The sequence below is a fragment of the Geobacter hydrogenophilus genome, assembly GCF_018501225.1.
Classification (GTDB): Bacteria; Desulfobacterota; Desulfuromonadia; order Geobacterales; family Geobacteraceae; genus Geobacter; species Geobacter hydrogenophilus.
The window spans coordinates 33,303-55,127 of sequence record NZ_JAHCZI010000006.1; the positions used below are offsets into that span (position 1 = coordinate 33,303).

A 21,825-nucleotide genomic window follows, 5' to 3' on the forward strand; every position below is an offset into this window, starting at 1 on the left:
GAGTCTGAATATCAAGCTGAGACACAGCAGACAAGGAGCAACAATCATGAAACGAATCGTCGCACTCATCGTTACCATCGCCCTCCTCGCCCTGGGTGCGGTGGGGAGCCAGGCCGCGGAGCTGAAGAAGCTCAAGGTCGGCCACCTTCCCACCTCGGGCCACCTCCTCTATTTCGTGGCCAAGGAAAAGGGGTTCTTCAAGCAGGAAGGGCTCGATGTGGAGCTGTTTCGCTTCACCAACTCGGGCGAGGGGCTGACCGCCATCAGGAGCGGCAAGCTCGACGCCGGCTCCTTCGGCACCTCGGCGCCCCTGGCGTTCATCGCCAAGGGGGCGGACTTCACCCTGTTTGGCGGCCAGATGGGGGAGGGGCACGCCCTTATCGCCAAGCCTGAGAAGGCGGCGCGGTTCAAGGATCTGAAAAACTATCGCGGCGCCACCATCGGCGCGATCCGTCTTGCCACCGGCGACGTGGTCTTCCGGGCCGCCCTCCACGAGGCGGGGCTCGACTGGCGCAAGGATCTGACCATCAAGGAGTTCGATTCGCCGGCAGCGGTGCAGGAGGCGGTAAAGAAGGGGGCCATTGATGCCGGCCTCACCTGGATTCCCTACTACACCATGGCCGAGAAGCAGGGTCTGGTGGTGGTCAAGTACTCGGGCGACGTCATCAAGTCCCACACCTGCTGCCGGCAGGTGGCCCTGACCTCTACGCTGAAGGCCCGTCAGGCCGATTTCGAGAAGTTCATGGTGGCCCTGCTGCGCGCCTACAAGTTCTACCAGACCAACAAAAACGAGACCGTGGACATCGTGTCCAAGTACGTCCAGATCGACAAGGCTGACCTGTCCAAAGACATCTACGGCGGTCACCTCCTGGTGAGCCCCGACCCCCACAAGAAGTCGATCGTCCAGTTCTGGGATTTCATGAAAAAGGCCGACTACATCGCATCCAACGAGCCGATCGAGCAGCACGTCACTACCCGCATCTACACCGCGGCCCTGGCAAATCTGAACAAGCGTGAGCCGAAGGAGAAGCTATGGAAAGAGTTGGACAAGGACTTTCGTGCCGTCGACCCGGACCTGCACATCAAGAAACACTGACGAAGGGGCGGGTACGGCCCGCCCCCGCGGCAATCCCAAAAGACGGATACGCTATGAACTCGCTCCTCACAACAGCCAATCTGCTCTTCGTCGTGTTGCTGGGAACTCTCCTTTGGCCGGTGCCGGGCACGGAGAAGCCGTACCACCTTGTGGCCCTGGTGACGGCAATCGAGGCGATCTATCTGCTGCGCGGCATCTTCTTCCGGGGCAAGAGTTCATCATCGGGCGCCGGCGACGTGGCGGCCATCGTCTACCTGCTCCTCCTGTCATGGCACCTGGCCACGGCCCGGTTCGAGGTGCTGGACAAGATGCTTTTCCCCCAGCCCGAGGCGGTGCTGGCGCTCTTTGTGGCGGAGCTTCCCGACATGCTCAAGGGACTGGTCAATTCGTTGATTTTGCTGGTGAGCGGCTACCTGCTGGCCCTGGGGACGGCCGTGCCGCTTGGCCTCCTGGTGGGATGGCGGGGGCGGCTCTTCCGGGCCGTGAACCCGTTCACCAAGGTGCTGGGGCCGATACCCCCCATCGTCTACATCCCCTATGCCATCGCCCTGCTCCCCAGCTTCCGGGCGGCCTCGATCTTCGTCATTTTCATTGGGGCCTTCTGGCCGATCTTCATCAACACGGTGCATGGGGTCTTCAACATCCCCAAGGGGCTCATCGACTCGGCCCGGGTCCTGAACCTGCGGGAGCCGACCCTGCTCGTGCGGGTCATTCTGCCGGGCGCCATGCCGTCCATCTGCACCGGGGCCACCCTGGCGCTGGTCTTCTCCCTGGTGCTCCTGACGGCGGCGGAGCTGATCGGCGCCAACTCCGGCATCGGCTGGTATGTGAAGAACTTCGCCGACTTCGCCGACTACCAGCGGGTTATCGTCGGCATCCTCTTCATCAGCATCGTGGTGACCGCAATCACCTGGGGAACCGAGCGGCTGGAGCGGCGTCTGCTCCGGTGGCGGAACTAAACTCAACAGACCACACTTTGGGAGAAAGATTCCATGAAAGTTACAACCATCATCCGTTCCACACTTACCCTGCTGCTGGCAGTTGCTGTGGCTGTTCCCGTGTTTGCCGCCACAGGAGGGCAAAAGCTCAAAGTTGGCTATGCGCCGGGGGGCGGCAGTGTGCTGACATTCCTGGCCAAGGACCAGAAGCTGTTCGAAAAGGAGGGGGTCGAGGTTGAGCTGGTGCAGTTTGCCAGTTCGGCAGACGGGCTTAACGCCCTGAACAGCGGCAAGATCGACGTGGGGATTTCCTTCGGTACGGCCGGCCCGCTGACCTTCATCACCAAGGGGGCAGATTTCTCTATTATCGGCGGACAACTCTCAGGCGGGCACCCGGTCATCGCACTCCCTTCCAAGGCGGGCAAGATCAAGTCGATCAGGGACTTCAAGGGAAAAACGGTTGCCACGCCGCGCATCTACACGGCCGACATCGTCTGGCGGGGCGCGTTGAAGCGGGCGGGCATCGACCCGAACAAGGACGTCAACATTATCGAGCTCAAAAATCCTTCCGCCGTTCTTGAAGCGGTAAAGGCAGGCAAGGTGGACGTCGGGATCGGCGCTTCGTCCATTCTCCTGAAAGCCAAAGAGTCCGGCGTCTCCATAGTCGGGTGGAGCAACGATTTCTTTCCCCAGCACCCCTGCTGCCGCATCGTAGTCAAGGGGAAGGCCGTCAAGGAGAACCCTGAGACCTATCGGGCCTTTCTCAGGGCAATCCTTCAGGCGGAAAAAATCAAATGGGAGAAGCCTGCCCTCGCCGTTGACGTCAACAAGCGTTATCTCGGCATCGATGAAAACATGGCCCGTGAATATACCCTGGAACCGCACCAGCAGGCCCATGCCGACCCGAACCGCAAAGGGGTGAATCAGATGTGGCACGAGATGAAGTCCATTGACTATGTGCAGAGCGACCTGGATGTGAATCGCTACATCAACGTGGAACTGTACCGGGATGCTCTCAAGGAACTGCTGCGTCGTCATCCCAAGGACAAGTACTACCGTGAAGCCAAGAAACGGTTCGATAAACAGAATTGACCGGTGAAGCAGACATGATCTCAGGATTTATCAAAAAATACGGCAGGTCGATCGTACTGCTCGCGGTGCTGGTGCTGTTGTTCGAGCTTGCGACCGACCTGACCGGATGGCTGGAACCGGTTCTGTTTCCCGGCCTTTCGAAGATTTTGCCGGAACTGAAGAGATCCTCCCCGAAACTCGCGCTGGGGTTTCTCAACTCCATGGGACTGCTGCTTCCGAGCTATCTGCTGGCCCTTGTCCTCGGCATCGGCGGGGGGCTTCTGGTCGGTTCCTCGGCAACACTGCGCGCGATGCTCATGCCGATCTTCCGGGGGGTAAGCCCGATACCGCCGACCATGCTGATTCCCTATGCCATTGCGGTTCTTCCCACGTTCTGGCTCTCGTCGGCCTTCATCATCTTCGCCGGCGCCTTCTGGCCGATTCTCATGGGGACCATCCACGGCGTCGTGCTCCTGGACGCGCGCTATCTGGACAACGCGAGCACCCTGGGGCTGCGCGGCTTTCGCCTGCTGCGGAAAGTCGTCTTTCCCGGCGCCCTGCCGATGATCTTCAGCGGCGCCGGCATGGCTCTGGTTTTCAGCTTTATCCTCCTGACCGTGGCCGAGATGTTCGGCGCCAAGTCGGGGATGGGGCATTTCATCCAGTACTACGCCGACTTCTCGGATTACCCGAAGGTCCTCGCCGGCATGATCTTCATGTCGCTGGTCATCATTCTCATCATGGAACTGTTCGATCTGGTGCAGCGCCGGGCCCTGCACTGGATCGGCAAGCGATAGGGAGCTGACGATGTCCGATAACGCCGCCGCAAACAACTCACTGTTCGTCAATGAGATCCCCAAGTGGGGCGAGCCCTATCCGAACATCCTGAACCGGCAGTCGGTTCTCGAAAGCCTGACCGACTACATCGTGCAGGTGAATTTCCGCGGCTACCGGCCGGACCCGCGCAAGGTGCTGGCGGTCAGAACCTCGGACAGAACGGCAAGCCTGCGCAACGCCGCAACTCCCGTCCGCCAGGAGGTCTACTACTTCATCGAGGGAGAGATCTTCCCTGAGGAGGGGACGACCCGCCTGAGAGAGGGGCAAGCCGCCCGCGAGCTTGCCGAAGAACTGCTGGAGAAGCATTACGAGCAGCTTTACGTCTGGACCGCGTACGACTTCACCAAGGGATCGCCCCCGGGGTTCAGAAAGCCCTTTGACAACCCGTTGATCGTGAAAGGGTCGCCGAATCCGAACCCGGAAAAGAAGACCAGGAACCGTGAACCACAAGAGGGAATCAATCCCCTCTTTTTCCAGCCGGACCCGGCGCCACGGAACAGCGTCGATCCGGATTTCACGGCCGATGTCCCGACCGACGAGATCCTGGAGTACGTCGCGCAACTGGTCAGGACGGATTTCCGCAATGCGCTGCCGGAAGGGGACAATTCGCCTATCTGGGACGCGCCGCTCATCGGGATAGCCTCTGCCGACGATCCGCTCTTCGCGCGTTTCCAGGACCCGGAAGTCGTCGGCCCCGGTCACCGGCTTCCCGAGGAGTGGCTTCCCGGCGCCCGGTCGATCATCAGCGTCTTCCTGCCGTTTACCGACGCCATAACGAAACACTACACGAAGGAGCAGCGCTATTCCGCCATCGAGTTCTCGTCGGGCAAATGGAACGGTTCCAAGTTTCTCAACGTGGTGCGGCGCGCCCTGATCCGCTTTGCCGTCCAACACGGCGGCAAGGCAATCGCGCCGAATATCGATCTCCGTTACGACTCCGACGGCTGGCTGCCGTTCTGGTCCGAGCGGCATGCCGCTTTTGCCGCCGGCCTGGGCACCTTCGGGCTCCATCAGAATTTCATCACCGAAAAAGGGGTACTGGGCCGTCTCTGCAGCATCGTCACGACCCTGAAGCTCAGGCCGACGGAACGGATATATTCCGACGTCTACGGCTATTGCCTCTACGCCGTCGACGGCAGTTGCCATGCCTGCATCAAGCGCTGCCCCACCGGGGCCATTACCGATGCCGGCAAGATACCCGGCCTGTGCGAAACCCACGGCAACAAGGATCACTTCAAGGAGTGGGGGTACGGATCCTGCGGCCACTGCTCGACCTTGATCCCCTGCGCGCGGGGGATTCCGGCAACGATCAGAAGAACCTTGTAATTACAAATAACAGCAACCAAGGAGAATCCATGAGTTATTTCGATCAAAAGGTCCCCCCCAAGCGGGAGGACCGGCTTAAGGCGGTCATCGCCCATCAGGACAGCATCTGCGGGCTGGCGAAGCGGTGCGAAGGGAAGGGGGGCAAGAGCTGCCTCATCGACGACGGCGAACGGGGCTTCACCCAGGGCTCCATCTGCCTGCTGCTGCCGGCCCTGGCCATGCTCAACACCCTGCCGGACAACGTGGTGCTCCTCCACAGCGCCCTGGGATGCGGCTCCTGCACCCACTCCCAGAACGCCAACGTGCGAGTGGGGAGCGCGGTTCGCCAGGGGAAGGCGCGGGACGGCATCTGGCTCTCCACGGCCCTGGACGAGACCGACGTCATCAGCGGCGGCGAGCCGAAGCTGGAGCAGGCCATCATCGAGGCGGACCGACGCTACCGCCCGGCCACCATCGCCATCGTGGCCGGCTGCGTGCCGGGGATCATCGGTGACGATATCGACGGCGTGGCCCAGAAGCTTCAGACCCAGGTGAGCGCGAAGCTGCTGCCGGTCCACTGCGAGGGGTTCAAAACGAAGATCTGGGCCACCGCTTACGATGCGGTCTACCACACCATCGGCCGGAACCTCTTGGAGGAGAGGGGCGTTACCGATCCCAAACCCGAGGAAGCGCTGGCTGTGCTGCGGGAGCAGGAGCGGGAGGCCCGAACCGTGAACCTCATGAACGTCTCCTCCATGGGGCGGGTTGACGAGCAGGAGCTGGAGCGGCTTCTCACCGCCCTCGGCCTGGAGGTGAACGTCTTTCCGGTCTTCTCCCATCCCGATTCCTTCGTGAAGGCGACGAGGGCGGCGCTCTCCATCAGCACCTGCCCGACCCATGACGACTATTTCCTCGGTTATCTCCAGGAGCGGTTCGACGTGCCCTCCATCATCAGGCACATGCCGATCGGGATCGCCAACACGAGCCTCTGGCTTCGGGATGTTGCCGCAGTCTTCGGGGCGGAGGAGCAGGTGGAGCGGCTCATCGCCGTGGAGGAAGCAGAGTTGAGGGAGGCGCTCGAAGAATTCCGGCCCCTGTTTCAGGGGAAAAGAGTATTCATCAGCGCCGGCGAATTCCGGGCACTGGCCACCGCCAACCTCCTCCAGGAGATCGGGTTCGAGGTGGTGGGGATCCGCTCCTTTCACCACGACGAGTTCGCCGACGAGGAATACGGCAAGCTGGCAAAGGAGGCCAAGACCGACTACGTGGTGGACATCGCCAACGTGCAGCCCTTCGAGGAGGCGAACCTCCTCAATAGGCTCAAGCCGGACCTCTTCCTGGGCCACGCCAACGGCAACATGACCGCCGCCAAGTTGGGGATTCCGACCCACGTCATCTACAACACCGGTCTGGCCTACATCGGTTACCGCGGGGCCTACGAAATCGCCCGCCGGCTCCACCGCCAGCTGAAGAACCCGGCCTACAACCGGAACCTGGCGGCGAACCTCTGGCTTCCCTACACGGAGAACTGGTACGGGGCCGAGCCGTTTTCCTACCTCAACACTCGCGGGAGGGCTGAAAATGAGTGAGCATTTTGTCGAACGGCCGAGGTTCCTCTGCTCTCTTGGCGGCGCGGCGGCCACCGTCACCGCCCTGCCGGGGGGCGTCCCCATCCTCCATTCCGCCTCTGGGTGCGCCGGCAACTTCGCCTGGACCCAGAACGGCGGCAGCGGCCTCCAGGTGGGGGGGTACTGCGGCTCCCTCACGGTCCCCAGCTCCAACATGCAGGAGAACGAGGTGGTCTTCGGCGGCGAGGAGCGGCTGCGCGAGCAGATCAAGAACACCCTTGAGGTCATCGACGGCGGGCTCTACGTGGTGCTGACCGGCTGCGTGCCGGAGATGATCGGTGACGACATCTTCGCCGTGGTGAACGATTTCCGCGACGAGGGGGCGCCCATCATCGGCGCCATCACCGGGGGCTTCCGGGGCAACTCCTACTGGGGGTACGACCTGGTGCTCCAGGCCCTGGTGAAGGATTACCTGGAGCGGGGCCTGCCGAAGGTGAAGGGAAAGGTGAACCTCTGGGGAGTGGTGCCGTACATGGACCCCTTCTGGCGGGGGAATCTGGAAGGGGCGCGGCACCTGCTGGAGCTCGTCGGCCTGGAGGTCAATTCCTTCTTTACCCCGGTCGATAGCCTTGAGAGCATCCGCCGGGCCGGCGAGGCCGAGCTGAATATCGTGGTCTCCGACATCTACGGCCAGGAGGCGGCCAGGCAGTTCGAGGATCGCCACAGCACCCCGTATCTGACCCTGCCGCTTCCCATCGGCCCCTCGGCCTCGGAGGAGTTCCTCCGGTCGGTCGGTCAGGCCCTCGACCTCGAAAGCGACCGGGTGGAGGCAATCATCGCGCGGGAGAAAAGGCACTACTATCAGATCCTCGAACCGCTCACCGACTGCTGGAACGATCTCGACCTCCAGCGCTACGCCGTGGTGGTGGGGGACGGCAACTACGCCGTGGCCCTGACCCGGTTCCTGGTCGACGATCTCGGGTGGCTGCCGGAACTGACCGTCTGCACCGACCAGCTGAAGGACGAGGAGCGGGAGGCCCTTGCGGGGCGGGTGGCCGATTTCTCCTCGGGGTACCGGACGAACCTCGTGTTCGAGACCGATGCCAGCGAGGTGCTGGGGCACTTGAACCGCCACTGGCCCCGCGCCAAAGGCGAGAAGTACTACAACGCCTTCGGCCCGGCCTTCGTGGTGGGAAGCTCTCTGGAGCGGGAGCTGGCGATCCAGATCGGCGCGCCGCACCTGTCGGTGTCGTTCCCGGTGGCCAACCGGGCGGTCCTGGATCGGGGGTATACCGGCTTCCGGGGGGGATTGCGGCTGGCGGAGGACTTGCTGAGTGCGGTGGTGGTGAACAGATGAGGTGCCCCCCCTCAGTCCCCCCTACAAAGTAGGGGGGAAGCGAGCGTAAGCGAAGCAGGGGGGTCGAGCAGGGGTGAGTAGCCGAAACATTACTCATGAAGGAGGCTGAGATGTCTGAAGTGAAGGAAAAACTGTTCAAGGAACTGGCCGCCGCGGTCGTCGACATGGACGAGGACAAAGCGGTCGCCACCGCCGAAGCCGTGGTCGCCGCGAAGATCGACGCCTACGAGGCCATCGAAAAGGGACTGTCGGCCGGCATGGAGCGGGCAGGGGAGCTGTTCGACGAGGAGGAGTATTTCATCCCCGAGCTCCTCATGTGCTCCGACGCCATGTACGCCGGAATGGACGTGCTGAAACCCCACATCCGGCAGGATGCGGTGGCGGAGAAGCGGCGGGTGGTGATCGGCGTCATCGAGGGGGACACCCATGACATCGGCAAGAACCTGGTGAAGATCATGCTGGAAACCTCCGGCTTCGACGTGACCGATCTGGGGCGGGACATCCCGCCCGCCCGTTTCGTCGACACGGCCCGGGAGATCGACGCCGACATCATCGCCCTCTCCACTCTCATGACCACCACCATGGACGGCATGGGAGAGGTGGTGCGGCAGCTTAACGCCGAGGGAATCCGGGACAGCTTCAAGGTGATTGTCGGCGGCGGTCCCATCTCCCAGGGATTCGCCGACCGGATCGGCGCCGACGGCTACGCGGTCAACGCGGCCGACGCGGTTCGCCTGGCCCGGCGCCTGACCGCGGCCGAGGCGGTGGCTGCCTGATGGCCGCTGATGCCATGACGCCGCTGCAGCGGCTGGCGGCCTACGCCAAGGGGGAGCCCATCGACCGCCTGCCATGCGTCCCCATAGTCGGGAACACGGCGGCGCGGGTGATCGGCGCACGGGTGGGGGATTTCCGCGGCAACGGCAGGCTCATCGCCGAGGCCCAGGTGGCCGCCTACCGCTTGTTCGGCTACGATACCATCCGGGTCTTCACCGACCTCTACACCCAGGCCGAGGCCATGGGGGCCACGGTCCACTACCCGGCGGACGAGACCGCCTACCTGGAGGCCCCGGCCATAGCCGACCCTGCCGAGATCCAACGCCTGCAGCCGGCCGACCCGCACCGGGACGGAAACCTTCCCCATCACCTGGAGGCGATGCGCATCGCCGTCGATGCCGTGGGAGCCGAGGTGCCGGTCACCGGCGCGGTCACCTGCCCCTTCACCAACGCCTCGTTCCTCGTGGGAGCCGAGACCCTGGCGCGCCTCATGCTCCGGGAGCCGGAGACGGTCCACCGGCTCTGCGAGCTGTCGCTGGAGACGAGCATCCGCTATGCCGAGGCGATCATCGAGGCCGGCGCCATCCCGAGCCTCACCGACGCCATGTCGTCTTCCACGGTCATCAGCCCGCGCCAGTTTAGGGAGTTCTCCTATCCGTACCTGAAGCGGCTCATCGACTTCATTCACGGCCGGGGAAAGAGCGTGACCCTCCACATCTGCGGCAAGACGGCAAAGATATGGGAGGCCATGGCCGACGCGGGGGCTGACTGCATCAGCATCGACAACGACGCGAGCCTCCTCGATGCGAAACGGGAGGTGGGGGAGTGGGTTCGGCTCATGGGGAACGTCCACCCCTCGGCCGTCATGCTCCAGGGGACGCCGGAGGACGTGCGGCAGGCCACTCTGGACTGCATCCGCCAGGGCCACGATAACCCCCGAGGGTATATCGTCGCCTCCGGGTGCAGCCTGCCCACGGAGACCCCCTTTGCCAATATCCGCGCCATGCTCGATACCGTGCGGGAGGTGGGGTGGCCGGTGAACCTTGCGTGACTTGACCCCCTCAATCCCCCCCTACTTTGTAGGGGGGAAGCGAGCAAGGCGAGCAGGGGGGTGAATTGATTGAAAGGACTTTCATATGAGCTTAAGCCCAAAAGAACGCCTGCTGAACGTGCTGCACAACAAAAACGTCGACCGCCCCCCGGTCATCTGCACCGGCGGAATGATGAACGCCGCCATCGTCGACGTCATGACCCAGAGCGGGCGCACCCTCCCTGAGGCCCACTTCGAGGCGGATCTCATGGCCGGTCTCTCCCGCGACGTGCAGGAGCAGACCGGCTTCGAGAACTTCGGCATCCCCTTCTGCATGACCGTCGAGGCGGAGGTGCTCGGGAGCGAGATCGACTTCGGCACCCTGGAATGCGAGCCGAAGATCAGGCAGGAGGTCTTCCCCTCCGTCGGCACGGTAATTTACCGCGACATCCGGCAGATGCTCGACGCAGGGCGAATCCGCAAGGTGGCCGAGGCGGGGCTCCGGCTGGCAAAGGCCCACCCGGACGTGCCGGTCATCGGCAGCCTCACCGGGCCGGTCAGCACCGCCGCCTCCATCGTCGACCCGATGCAGTTTCTCCGCGAGCTCCGCAAGGACCGGGAAAACTCCCACCGGGTGCTGACCTACGTGGCCGATTTCCTCATTGCCTACGCCCGTCTCCTGGTGGATGGAGGGGCCTCCGCCATCTGCATCGGCGATCCCACCGCCACCGGCGAGATCCTCGGCCCCCGGGCCTTCGAGGAGTACGCCGTGGAATACCTGAACAAGGTAATCGACGGCATCCACGATGCGGGCGTGCCGGCGATCCTCCACATCTGCGGCGACCTGAAGGCGGTGAAACCTCTCGTCCCGAAGCTGCGGGCCGACGCCATCAGCACCGACGCCATGGTGAACCTGCGGCTCCTCAAGGAGGAGTATCCGACCCTCACCACCATGGGGAACGTGAGCACCTACCTCCTGGAGGACGGCGACTCGGAGAAGGTGGCCCGCACCACCGAGCGGCTTGTGAAGGACGGGGTCGACATCATCTCCCCGGCATGCGGCCTCAGCACCTCCAGCAGCCTGGCGGCCATCAATGCCATGACCGGCACGGTAAAGGAGAGCCGCTGAGATGCCGACCATCCGCTTTCTCCCCGACGACCGTTCGATCTTTGTTCCTGCGGGTTCCACCATTCTGGTGGCGGCCCGGCAAGGAGGGGTAACCATCGAAGCCCCCTGCAACGGCGCCGGCTCCTGCGGCAAGTGCCGAGTCCTCGTGACCGAAAGAGACCTTGCCTCGCTCCGGCTTCCAGACGGCTCTGGCCCCTTCGATGCGGGGGAGGGGATCTCCGCTGTCCTTGCCTGCCATGCGGAGGTACTGGGTGATCTGACGGTGACAGTCCCCGAGCGGAAGGAAGCGGGGCTCAAGATTGCCAGCCACGGCGTTCGGGGGGATGTGACGCTCCGTCCCTATGTGGTCAAGCGCTACGATCCGGACCGCCATGAAACCTCCATCCTGGCTGGCGACGAACTTCTCGCTGTCGAACAGGGCGACATCTCGGCAGAATGCTTCGGTCTGGTGGTCGACATCGGCACCACCACCCTCGTGGCCGCCCTCATGGACCTGGAAGACGGCCGTGAGCTCGCCACCGCGTCGGCCCTCAATCCCCAGAGCCTCCATGCCCAGGATGTCCTCTCCCGCATCAGATTCGCCTCAACCCCCGACGGGCTGGAGGAGATGCGGGGTAGCGTCGTTGAAGAGATCAACCGGCTCATCGCCTCGGTCGTCGCCCAGGTGGGCGTGGCACGAGAACGGGTCTACGAGGCGGTCCTTGCCGGCAACACGACCATGATCCACCTGGCGTGCGGGGTCGATCCTGCATCCCTCGGCAAATACCCCTACACCGTGGAGTTCACGGGCGGGTGCCACCGAAGCGCCGCCGAAACGGGGGTCGCCATCGCCCCGGCCGGGCTGGTCTACCTGCCGCCGGCAATCTCCGCCTACGTTGGGGCCGACATCACTGCCGGCATTCTCGCCACTCAGCTCCACAGCGAAGAGGGAACGACGCTCCTGGTCGACATCGGTACTAACGGCGAGATGGCCATTGTGAAGGACGGAAGGCTCTGGGCAACCTCAACCGCTGCCGGCCCCGCCTTCGAGGGGATGAACATCGCCTGCGGCATGCGGGCTGGGAAGGGGGCCATCGAACGGTTCCACGTGCGCGAGAACGGTGAAGTGGAGATCGGCGTGATCGGAGGAGGGGAGGCGACCGGCATCTGCGGCAGCGGCCTCATCGACATCGTGGCGGAACTGGTGAGAGAGGGCGTCATCGGCCCCAATGGGCGGTTCGTGAATACGGAGCGGGTTTCATTGCCGTCAACACTGCGGGAACGGCTCGTCACCATCAGTGGCAAACCGGCCTTTCACCTTGCCGATGATGTTCATCTTTCCCAGCAGGATATCCGTCAGGTCCAGCTTGCCAAGGGTGCTATCCGGGCCGGCATCGACCTGCTCCTGCGTCATCTGGGCGTCGAGGCCGGGGAGGTGCGGTCTGTCCTCATCGCCGGCTCCTTCGGCTACCACCTGCGGGCCGAGAGCCTCATAAGCCTTGGCCTGCTTCCGTCGGAGTTTGACGGGAAAATCGAGTTCGTCGGCAACACCTCCAAGACCGGCGCCGAGGCAATCCTCCTCGACCGGGAGTGCCGGCCGGAGATGGTCCGGCTTGTGGCAGGCGTTGAGGTGGTGGAGCTTGCTGCTATAGAGGGTTTTGACAAGGCATTTGTCGCATCGCTCAAATTTTAGGAACCCTTCTCATCCCTTCTCCATGGTGGCGAATCCTGCACTGCCAGCAGAATCAATGGGGGCTTGCGCCCCCATTCCGAGACTGGCGCTAGGAAATGCAACAGGGAGCAAACCCCAGATTTTCTCCGGTCGAGCGGATTTCCTTCTTCATGTCCCTTATCTCGGTTTCGAGGACCGCTGTCCTGTTGGTGTCGATGCTGTCCATGCCATATTCTTCGTGCAGTTCAATCTCCTTCTCATTCAGGCTTTTTCTCAACTGCGAAGTTTTGTCCCTGAACTGTTGAACTGCCTGCGGATCTTTGCACTTGGCCTCATTTCCGCACGAACCGCATGTTGCTGCATACGACACTCCCCCGTACATGAGCACCAGCGCTGCTACGATGCCATAAGAGACTTTCCTTTTCATGATGCGTCCTCCTTGTGGTTTGTTTTGCGAGTCTGTCGTTCGCCTGACTCAAGAATTCCAATAATCATGCCTGGATGTGAATTGTTTGCAACTATGCGAATAAACACGAGATATTTAAATATCAACTTGGTGCCGCTTCTTTTGCAAAGCTGTATGTTGAGAATATTCTACAGAAAACAACGCCGATGGATGATTATTCTACACACAATTTATGTATATTAAAATTTGTAGATAACTAGATAATTTACAAGTTTTGTCAAAAATATCTTGCCATTTTTTATAAATATATTTAGAAGTAAATCAAAAGATTGTTGACATAATTGGTGTTATAAATCTGTCCGTTATTTTGCAGCAAATTCGATGTGACTTACTTCACGTGGCCGGCAGTGACCGGCAAGGGGAAAATGAAAATGTCGCGAGAATATCGGCTCGACACCCTCTTGATTCATGGCGGGTTTGAACCTGGACCAGCAGGCGCCACGACGGTTCCCATCGTCCAATCCTCCTCCTTTGCCCACGACACCGCCGAGGATCTGGAAGACATCTTTCGGGGGCGCAAGGCTGGGCACGTCTACACCCGCATCAACAATCCGACCACCGAGAGCCTGGAGCGGCGTCTGGCTCTGCTGGAAGGGGGGATCTCCGCCATCGCCACCTCCTCGGGAATGGCAGCCATCACCCTGGCGGTGCTGACCATCGTCCGGAGCGGCGACGAGATCCTTTCCTCAGCCTCTCTGTTCGGCGGAACCTTTTCTCTTTTTCGCGACACCCTCTCCAACTACGGCATCACTACCCGTTTTGTCGACCCGAGCGATCTGCGGGCTATGCGGGACGCCGTCAACGAGCGGACCCGCCTTATCTTCGTGGAGACCATGGGGAACCCGCGGCTCGACGTCCCCGACCTGGCGGCCCTGGCTGCCATCGCCCGTGAGGCGGGGGTCCCCCTCGTGGTGGACGCCACCGTCACCACGCCGGTCCTCGGCAGGGTAAAGGAGCTGGGGGCCGACATCATCGTCCATTCCACCAGCAAGTACATCAATGGCACCGGCAGCGCCATCGGCGGCGCCATCATCGACTGCGGCACCTTCGACTGGCGGCGCGAGAGCTACCCCCACTTCGAGCCGTTCGTTAAGAAGTTCCGCCAGTTCGCCTTCTCCGCCCGGGCAAGAAAGCTCATTCACAAGGATCTCGGCGCCTGTCCCGCCCCCATGAATTCGTATCTCCTCTCCGAGGGGATTGAAACCATGGCGTTGCGGATGGAGCGCCATTGCGACAACGCCCTGCGCCTGGCAGAGTATCTGGCCGCCCATCCCAAGGTGGCGTGGGTCAACTATCCCGGCTTGGCCCCATCGCCATGGCACGAGACGGCCAAGAAGCAGTTCGGCGGCCGCTACGGCGCGCTCCTCACCTTCGGCCTTGCTGACAAGGCCGCGGCCTTCCGCTGCATTGACGGCCTGCGGCTGGCCAAGAACCTGGCCAACATCGGCGACACCAAGACGCTGGTGATCCACCCGGCCAGCACCATCTGCGCCGACTTCGGCCCCGACGAGAAGGCCCTCATGGGGGTGAGCGAGGAGATGATCCGCGTCTCCGTCGGCATCGAGGCCATCGACGACATCATCGAGGACTTTGCGGAAGCGCTCGGAGCAATTTAGCAGCCGGCGCCTACCGGCGGTTTGTAGGTGCATAGGTGGACCCCCCTCAATCTCCCCTACCTTGTAGGGGGGAAGCGAGTGCAGCGAGCAGGGGGGTGAACAGCCGGAACTCACTCAGAAGAAGGAGATCGATATGAACCTGACGGTAAACGGTAAACCCTCTACGATTGATGGCTCGGAGCGCCTGAACGTAACCGGGCTCCTGGCTGCGCTCAAGGTGGCCCAGGCCGCGTACGTGACGGTGGAGCTGAACGGCGAGGTGCTGGAGCGGGAGGCGTTCGACGCCACCATAGTCAAAGACGGTGATGCGGTAGAATTCCTCTACTTCATGGGTGGCGGAAGCGCGGCTTTTCCGCAATCTCGGCGTTGATCTTCGGGACTCCTTGTGCGGCGTACCTCTTAGTACGCCTCCGCGTCGTCCCTCGATCGCCTTGACCTTGCAGAAAATCCACGTTCCAAAAGGAGTTAAGTACTATGTTTACTGAGCAGCAGATCGAGCGCTACTCCCGCCACATCATCCTGAGAGAGGTGGGTGGCAAGGGACAGAAGAAGCTCCTGGAGGGGAAGGTGATGGTGATCGGCGCCGGCGGCCTTGGGGCACCCATCGCCCTTTACCTGGCAGCGGCCGGTGTCGGCACCATCGGCATTGCCGACGCCGACGTGGTTGACCTCTCCAACCTCCAGCGCCAGGTGATCCACTTCACCCCCGACGTGGGAAAGCCGAAGGTGGAATCGGCCCGGGAGAAGATGGAGGCCATGAACCCCGACGTGACGGTACGCACCTACCAGGAATGGATCTCCGCCGCCAACATCGCCCGGATCATCGCCGACTACGACTTCGTCATCGACGGCACCGACAACTTCGCCGCCAAGTTCCTCATAAACGACGCCTGCGTCATGGCGGGAAAACCGTACTCCCACGGCGGCATCCTCCAGTTCGTGGGCCAGACCATGACCATCAGGCCGGGGGAATCCCCCTGCTATCGCTGCATCTTCCCTGCCCCGCCACCGAAGGATGCGATTCCCACCTGCTCCCAGGCTGGTGTTATCGGTGTCCTTCCCGGAGTCATCGGCACCATCCAGGCCACCGAGGCGATCAAGTTCCTGATCGGGAAAGGTGAGCTCCTTGCCGGTCACATCATGATGTATAACGCCCTTGAGATGAACTTCCGCAAGGTGAAGATCAACCGCAACCGCAAATGCCCGGTCTGTGGCGAGAACCCCACCGTGACGGAACTGGTGGACGAACTGGACGCCCTCAACGTCTGCGACCTGGAGAAGTGACCATGCTGACGATACCCCGCGCGATCCATGACGATCTCATTGCCCACGCCCGGGCTGATTTCCCCGTTGAGGCGTGCGGCATGCTTGGCGGTGTTGACGGCGCCGTTTCGGCCATCTTCCGGATGGCCAACACTGACCAGAGCAACGAGCATTTCATGATGGACCCCAAGGAGCAGTTCGCCGTGGTGAAGGAACTGCGGAACCGGGGACTGGGGATGCTCGCCATCTACCACTCCCACCCGGAGAGCCCGGCTCGGCCCTCGGAAGAGGATATCCGTCTGGCGCTCACTCCCGGCGTCTCCTGCGTTATCGTCTCTCTGGCCGGAGCGGAGCCCGACGTGAAAGCGTTCCGCATCGCCGACGGGGTGGTGGAGCCGGAGCCCATCGAGATCGTGGAATAAAGGAGAACGAACCAATGTCTGACGAGAAGAAAAGCACCGCCGTCGACCTGAAGAACCTCAAGGCCGGCGGCTTTATCAAGGAGCGGGGGAAAGACCTCTTCACCGTGCGCCTGCGGGTCCCCGGCGGGCGGCTGCCGGTGGGGCGGCTGAAGAAGATCGCCGAGGTGGCGGAGAAGTACGGCCAGGGGATGGTGCATCTCTCGGTCCGCCAGTCGGTGGAGCTGATAAACATCAACTTCCGCGACTTCGACGCCGTGGTGGCCGAGCTGGGTGAGGGTCCCCAGAAGGTCGCCTCCTGCGGCGCCCGGGTCCGGGTCCCCACCGCCTGCGGCGGCTGCGAGTACAACCCCAACGGCCTCGTGGATACGCAAAAATCGGCCCTGGAAGTAGACGAGAAGCTCTTCGGTACCCCCACCGGCCATCACAAGTTCAAGGTAGGGTTTGCCGGCTGCCCCTTCGACTGCCCCAAGTCGGCCACTAACGACGTCGGCTTCCAGGGGGCCATCTGGCCTGTGCTCTCGGTTGAAGAGTGCATCGGCTGCGGCCTCTGCGACAAGTCGTGCACCGAAGACGCCATCACCATGGGTGAGGACGGGAAGCCCCGCTTCATCCCCGAGAACTGCCTCTATTGCGGCGATTGCCTCAAGGTCTGCCCCACCGAAGCCTGGCGGGCGGAAAAGAAGGGATACACCGTGCGGATCGGCGGCAAGTGGGGGCGGCGCCCCCTGGTCGGCACTCTCTTTGCCGAGTTCCTGCCGGAGGAGCAGGTGGTCGACTTCATCGCCGCGGTGCTGGAGTGGTACAAGGAGAAGGCCGAAGGGCAGGGGAGGATCAGGCTCGGCGACGTGATCCGCGCCGAAGGGGCCGATGCGCTCCTCGCCCGCCTGCGGGAGCGGTTCCCCGGCTTCGTGGTCGACGCGACCATTCCACCTCAGGCTATCGCCACCCAGATCGGAAAGGATAGGTGAGCACCATGACAACGGTCGATCTACGCGGGGTAACCTGCCCCACCAACTTCGTCAAGGCCAAGCTGGCGCTGGAGATGGTCGACACCGGCGAAGTGATCGAATTCCTCCTCGACGACGGCGAGCCGGTGAAGAACGTCCCCCGGAGCCTCAAGGGGGAGGGGCACAAGCTCCTTGGTCTCAAGGAGACCGACGGCTACTACGTCCTGACCCTGGAGAAGGGGGAGGAGTGAGTAATGGTTTCTGGGCAGACTCTCACAATGGGTAATGGTGTTCCAACTGCTCTGCCAGGGTTGCTCACCTGGGGATAGGTGGCGGCCATGGCCTCACAATGGGTAATGGTGTTCCAACTGCTCTGCCAGGGAGGCCGAAAGGTCCGCGGGGCTTACGCCGACGATAGTATAGAAGATGAGTCGTTACCGGCGCACCAATGACACCCATGAGTGGTGGAATGATGTAAAGGACGAATTACTTCAATCCCCGTCTGTCTAGGATCTGTCGTTTGGCTACACCGGTCCCGGACCATTCGGCGGGGCTGAAGGTGATGTTTCCCAGTACAAGCAGCTTATCCCTGAAAAATGCTCCGGTCGTGTCTGCGGTGATCAAAGCCGGCAGTATGCCACGGGCCACCGTTTCCTCTTCCCCCGCGACCGTATGCAGGTTCAGGTGCAGGTGGTCACTCCCCTCGCGCGAAACGACCTCGGCCGCAAAATTCAGGAGACCGGGGATCGGGAAGAGCGCCTCATCCAAGGCGGACATCCGGAGTCGCCTTCCCTCCTTCAACAGGACCTCGGTCTCAATCCTCCCCTGCACCCGGCCAAGGCGCTTCAAAGGGGTACCGCAGGGGCAGGGCACTGTGACGAGACGCGCCCGATCCCCTGTCCGGTACCGCACCAACGGCATCCCCCGACGGGTGAGGGTGGTAAAGACAACCTCTCCTTCCTCCCCATCGGGTAGGGGCACTCCGGTTACCGGATCAATGATCTCGGTATAGAGATCGCTCTCGCGCAGGTGGTACCCTTCACCGGCCTCGCATTCGACCCCACCCCCCAACCCGGTTTCGGTCATGCCGTAATGGGTCAGAACGCGGCAGCCCCAAAGCCGCTTCAGTTCTTCTTCAATCGCCCCGGAGACATAGTCCGTGGAGAGCAGGACGCTCTCCACCCACCCCCTCGGAATGCTCCCCGCCAGGTCACCACGGGCCAGGGCCAGGATCTGCGTGGGGATGCCCACCAGGCACGGGTTCCGGTGCTTCAGGATCTCTGTCCGCGCCGCTGCCGCGTCGTGCACCGGCCCCCATATCACCGGTTTCACGTTGGTCCTGTCCAGTGCTCGCGCCAGCAGGTCGCCGACGCTGTCCCGGACAGTGCCGGGAAGGAAAATTATGACCGTACGGCCAGGCTCTACCAGGGTCGCCATGCCGTGGGCAAAAAAGTCGATGGTGGTTTCCAGATCCTCGCCGGTAAAAAACAGCCGCTTCGGTGGGCCGGTCGTGCCCGAACTCTGGAGAGTCACCACCCGCTCGATCTCGTCCTGGGAGGTGCAGAGCATCCTGGTCCCCTCGCGCCGCAGGTCGCTGGCGGTCGTAAAGGGGATACTGGCGAAATCCCTCAGGTCCGTGACGGGGTTGTCCCCCAAAGGGGAAAGGTGATGACGGTAAAAGGGGCTGTTGTCCCTTGCGTAGGCAACTGTCTCCCGCAGTTTCCGCAGCTGATACCGCTCCAGTTGCTCCGTGAGGGTGCCGGCGCCACCAGGCAGTTTGCCGGCGATCCATGCCTCCAGCGGCGTCCTTTTCATGGCATCTCCTCCTGTCGAACGCTTCCCGGGCGGTAGAGCGCCCTTCCGCTTCGACTGGTGAGATTGTAGGCACAAAACGGCACCAGCTTCCCCTCTGGGGAGATCACCGCTATGCAGCACCCCCTGATCCGCTCCAGATCCAGGTTCTCCGCATCCTGGAAGGCCATGGCCGAGATGGTGAAGGTTCCGCCTTTGACTGCATCGAGAAAGGCATCGAGATCAAGCGGGCCTTCGGCCCGGGTCGCCTCCGGACGGTTCCCGCAGCAGCAGGGGCCACCTGACACACTCCTCGGCAGCCGCCAGCGGCGGGAGACGGTATCAACGGTCTGCTGTATCCCCCCGCTGCCGCAATCCTGGGAGCAGCAGCCTTCGCCGGCCGGTGCTCCCAGGGGACGCAATGAACCCTCGGCAGAATACAGATAGGTGCCATGGAAGGAGCAGTGGGCATGCTCGCCGCCGGGAGGGGAGAAATCGGACAGCTTCAGCAGGCCTTCGGTCTGTTCCTCCATGGCTCGCATAAGCTCGGGGAGGGTGAAGCGTCCGGCATCGGCACTTTGCCCCGGAAAACGGCCGAAATAGCTCACCGGCTGGAAATGAATGCCCCGCACCACGGGAGTCAGCTGCAGAGCCTGGCGCACGATCGCCCCGATGGCATCGGTGTTGACCCCCTTGACCACCGTCGGGACCAGGACGACACCGATTCCTGCTTCGCCGGCATTCCTGATTGCCCGGAGCTTCTGCTCCAGAAGCGCTTCTCCTCGCAGCGAACGGTAAATACAGTCGTCAACCCCGTCGAACTGGAGAAAAACCGCGGAAAGCCCTGCGTCGGCCAGCTGCCTGACATAGGCCCGGTCCGCGGCAAGGCGGATACCGTTGGAGTTGAGCTGGATGAAGGTATACCCGGTCCGGCGCGCTGCCTCGATAATCCGCGGCAGGTCATCCCGCAGGGTCGGCTCCCCCCCCGACAACTGCAGGTTGCAGGGGCCGGCCGCCGCCATGGCACGGTTCAACTGCCAGGAGATATGCTCCAGCGAGGGATCCGCGGCATTCATGCTGCCGGCATCGGCAAAGCAGACGGCGCACTGGAGATTGCAGCGCTGCGTCACCTCAAGGAGAACGGAGCAGGGCATCTGCCGGTGATCGGCGCAGAGGCCGCAGTCAAAGGGACACCCCTTGTCGACGTCGCCATAGCAGACTTCCGGGTGGACCGGTTCCTTGGGACGGCGCCATTGGGACATTGCCGGCTCGCCCCGCCAGATGACCGTCCTGAAGGAGCCATGCTCAGGGCATTCCTTGGCCAGAAACACCTCGTTCCCCTGTGTCAGCCGCGCCGCTTTGATTCCCTGCAAGCAGACGGGACAGACGCTCTCCGTTTCATGGCGGTCAGCCTGTTCCATATGGTTCACCCCCTGCCGGCGCCGGGATCGAACCCGTGGCCCACGAGGATGTCCATGCATCTGCTGTAGGTGTCGGCTACGATCAGGCCGCAGACGCTGCGGTCAGGGCATCGCTCCAGAATCTCGCTGCAGCGTCTTCCGCCATACGCTTCTTCGGCAACGTCGGCGAACCAGGTTACCAGTTCGGACATCATCGTCGGGTAGAGTTCGTGGGGTTCCTCTCCATCTTGCCCCTTGCCTCCATGGAGGGAGAGAAGGGCGGCTCCTCCCGACAGGGCGCCACACATCTCGCCGCTCCAACCAATGCCGAAGCAGAGTCCTCCCACCGCCCTTACCAGCTCGGGATTCTGTTTTCCCTGTGCCTCCAGCCCCAGCATGACGATGATCTGGGCGCAGCAGTACCCTTTCCCCTTCAGCCGTATCAGATCGAAAATAATGTCATTCATGCCGTACCGCCGATTCCGCCGCCCTTGCGGGCGACAAGAAGAAAATAGCTGATTGCGGAACGATCGACCGTCTTGCCAGTGCGTCCCTTACCGCATCCCCACGGCTCGGGCAAACAGTGGCCGGAGAAGATCATGCGGACGGCGAACTCCCTGAGGAGCCGTTCGTGGGTTTCCCACATGAGCAGGGAAAACCCATGGGAGGAGAGTAACCGCAGGAGCTCCTCCCGGCTGGGAAGGGATGCTTCTCCGCGGTTCCCTTTCCTGAACACGTCACTGAGAACCAGGTATCCCCCGTCCTTAACCACCCGCGCAAACTCGCCAAACGCCGCTCCCCTGTCCTCAAGAATCGAGATGACGCATTCGCACAAGAGGGCATCGGCGGTTTCCGCGGATGCGGGAATGGCTTCCGCCCTTCCCGGAAGAAGCCGGGCCGATTGGAGGCGTTTTGCCGCTTCGGCGAGGAGCTCTTCCGACCGGTCCACCCCCAGCAAGCGGTAGTGGCCGCTCCGCTCCAGGTGCTGCAGGGTTCCCCCGGCACCGCAACCGATGTCGGCGATGAGAGCGCCCGCAGGGAGGCTGCAGACCTTCAAAGCCCTCTCGGTCAACTCAGTCCCCCCGGGACGGATGCACGGTCCCACGGCGCCGCAGAGCTCCGGCCAGTTGAAATCAGTTTCGTTCATGGCATCTCCGTCCCTCT

At 62.5% G+C, this 21,825-nt stretch carries 22 protein-coding genes; 17 read left to right on the forward strand and 5 right to left on the reverse strand.

Annotated features, from left to right (window positions below; translation table 11 throughout):
- Window positions 1-46 precede the first annotated feature (46 nt).
- From KI811_RS11365 to KI811_RS11415, 11 genes are all read left to right on the forward strand, one after another.
- Window positions 47-1,096, forward strand: coding sequence for an ABC transporter substrate-binding protein (locus KI811_RS11365; RefSeq protein ID WP_214186592.1), 1,050 nt, complete (start codon window positions 47-49; stop codon window positions 1,094-1,096).
- A 53-nt stretch (window positions 1,097-1,149) separates the two neighbouring features.
- The gene (locus KI811_RS11370) at window positions 1,150-2,055 is read left to right on the forward strand and encodes an ABC transporter permease (protein WP_214186593.1); all 906 of its coding nucleotides are present in this window, start codon (window positions 1,150-1,152) and stop codon (window positions 2,053-2,055) included.
- Between the two features lie 33 nt (window positions 2,056-2,088).
- On the forward strand, window positions 2,089-3,126 hold the full coding sequence (locus KI811_RS11375; protein WP_214186594.1) for an ABC transporter substrate-binding protein: 1,038 nt from the start codon (window positions 2,089-2,091) through the stop codon (window positions 3,124-3,126).
- Between the two features lie 14 nt (window positions 3,127-3,140).
- Window positions 3,141-3,902, forward strand: coding sequence for an ABC transporter permease (locus KI811_RS11380; RefSeq protein ID WP_214186595.1), 762 nt, complete (start codon window positions 3,141-3,143; stop codon window positions 3,900-3,902).
- A gap of 10 nt (window positions 3,903-3,912) precedes the next feature.
- Complete coding sequence (locus tag KI811_RS11385; protein WP_214186596.1) at window positions 3,913-5,268, forward strand: hypothetical protein; 1,356 nt, start codon at window positions 3,913-3,915, stop codon at window positions 5,266-5,268.
- Between the two features lie 29 nt (window positions 5,269-5,297).
- Window positions 5,298-6,836, forward strand: a complete 1,539-nt coding sequence (locus KI811_RS11390) for a nitrogenase component 1 (protein ID WP_214186597.1) — start codon at window positions 5,298-5,300, stop codon at window positions 6,834-6,836.
- Entirely contained in the window at window positions 6,829-8,172 is a 1,344-nt protein-coding gene (locus KI811_RS11395; RefSeq protein ID WP_214186598.1) for a nitrogenase component 1, read from the forward strand. The genes KI811_RS11390 and KI811_RS11395 overlap by 8 nt, the downstream gene beginning before the upstream one ends.
- Before the next feature lie 110 nt (window positions 8,173-8,282).
- On the forward strand, window positions 8,283-8,948 hold the full coding sequence (locus tag KI811_RS11400) for a corrinoid protein (protein ID WP_214186599.1): 666 nt from the start codon (window positions 8,283-8,285) through the stop codon (window positions 8,946-8,948).
- Window positions 8,948-9,997, forward strand: coding sequence for a uroporphyrinogen decarboxylase family protein (locus tag KI811_RS11405; protein WP_246551701.1), 1,050 nt, complete (start codon window positions 8,948-8,950; stop codon window positions 9,995-9,997). Before KI811_RS11400 ends, KI811_RS11405 begins: the two co-directional genes overlap by 1 nt.
- A gap of 85 nt (window positions 9,998-10,082) precedes the next feature.
- Window positions 10,083-11,105, forward strand: a complete 1,023-nt coding sequence (locus KI811_RS11410) for a uroporphyrinogen decarboxylase family protein (RefSeq protein WP_214186600.1) — start codon at window positions 10,083-10,085, stop codon at window positions 11,103-11,105.
- Window position 11,106: 1 nt separating this feature from the next.
- Window positions 11,107-12,777 carry an ASKHA domain-containing protein gene (locus KI811_RS11415; RefSeq protein ID WP_214186601.1) on the forward strand — a complete coding sequence of 557 codons (1,671 nt, stop codon included), beginning with the start codon at window positions 11,107-11,109 and terminating at the stop codon, window positions 12,775-12,777.
- An 88-nt stretch (window positions 12,778-12,865) separates the two neighbouring features.
- Here KI811_RS11415 and KI811_RS11420 read toward each other — a convergent pair whose 3' ends face one another.
- A complete protein-coding gene (locus tag KI811_RS11420; RefSeq protein WP_214186602.1) occupies window positions 12,866-13,183 on the reverse strand; it encodes a hypothetical protein in 318 nt (105 codons plus the stop codon).
- A 410-nt stretch (window positions 13,184-13,593) separates the two neighbouring features.
- On the opposite strand from KI811_RS11420, the gene KI811_RS11425 reads away from it, so the two are divergent.
- The 6 genes from KI811_RS11425 to KI811_RS11450 all read left to right on the forward strand — a co-directional run bounded on the left by KI811_RS11425 (window position 13,594) and on the right by KI811_RS11450 (window position 17,721).
- A complete protein-coding gene (locus tag KI811_RS11425; RefSeq protein ID WP_214186603.1) occupies window positions 13,594-14,838 on the forward strand; it encodes an O-acetylhomoserine aminocarboxypropyltransferase/cysteine synthase family protein in 1,245 nt (414 codons plus the stop codon).
- A 133-nt stretch (window positions 14,839-14,971) separates the two neighbouring features.
- Window positions 14,972-15,208, forward strand: a complete 237-nt coding sequence (gene thiS / locus KI811_RS11430) for a sulfur carrier protein ThiS (RefSeq protein WP_214186604.1) — start codon at window positions 14,972-14,974, stop codon at window positions 15,206-15,208.
- A 104-nt stretch (window positions 15,209-15,312) separates the two neighbouring features.
- Window positions 15,313-16,122 carry a HesA/MoeB/ThiF family protein gene (locus KI811_RS11435; RefSeq protein WP_214186605.1) on the forward strand — a complete coding sequence of 270 codons (810 nt, stop codon included), beginning with the start codon at window positions 15,313-15,315 and terminating at the stop codon, window positions 16,120-16,122.
- A 2-nt stretch (window positions 16,123-16,124) separates the two neighbouring features.
- A complete protein-coding gene (locus KI811_RS11440) occupies window positions 16,125-16,523 on the forward strand; it encodes a M67 family metallopeptidase (RefSeq protein WP_214186606.1) in 399 nt (132 codons plus the stop codon).
- Between the two features lie 14 nt (window positions 16,524-16,537).
- Window positions 16,538-17,491 carry a 4Fe-4S dicluster domain-containing protein gene (locus tag KI811_RS11445; protein ID WP_214186607.1) on the forward strand — a complete coding sequence of 318 codons (954 nt, stop codon included), beginning with the start codon at window positions 16,538-16,540 and terminating at the stop codon, window positions 17,489-17,491.
- Between the two features lie 5 nt (window positions 17,492-17,496).
- Window positions 17,497-17,721: a sulfurtransferase TusA family protein gene (locus KI811_RS11450; protein ID WP_214186608.1), complete on the forward strand. Its 225-nt coding sequence runs from the start codon at window positions 17,497-17,499 to the stop codon at window positions 17,719-17,721.
- Window positions 17,722-17,956: 235 nt separating this feature from the next.
- Here the strand turns inward: KI811_RS11450 and KI811_RS11455 are convergent, their stop codons facing one another.
- The 4 genes from KI811_RS11455 to trsM are packed head-to-tail and all read right to left on the reverse strand — an operon-like array spanning window position 17,957 to window position 21,808.
- Complete coding sequence (locus KI811_RS11455) at window positions 17,957-19,285, reverse strand: DVU_1553 family AMP-dependent CoA ligase (RefSeq protein WP_214186609.1); 1,329 nt, start codon at window positions 19,283-19,285, stop codon at window positions 17,957-17,959.
- Entirely contained in the window at window positions 19,282-20,682 is a 1,401-nt protein-coding gene (gene trsS, locus KI811_RS11460; protein WP_214186610.1) for a radical SAM (seleno)protein TrsS, read from the reverse strand. The genes KI811_RS11455 and trsS overlap by 4 nt, the downstream gene beginning before the upstream one ends.
- A gap of 5 nt (window positions 20,683-20,687) precedes the next feature.
- Entirely contained in the window at window positions 20,688-21,128 is a 441-nt protein-coding gene (locus KI811_RS11465; protein ID WP_214186611.1) for a DVU_1555 family C-GCAxxG-C-C protein, read from the reverse strand.
- Window positions 21,125-21,808, reverse strand: coding sequence for a DVU_1556 family methyltransferase (gene trsM / locus KI811_RS11470; RefSeq protein ID WP_214186612.1), 684 nt, complete (start codon window positions 21,806-21,808; stop codon window positions 21,125-21,127). Before trsM ends, KI811_RS11465 begins: the two co-directional genes overlap by 4 nt.
- Window positions 21,809-21,825: the final 17 nt, after the last annotated feature.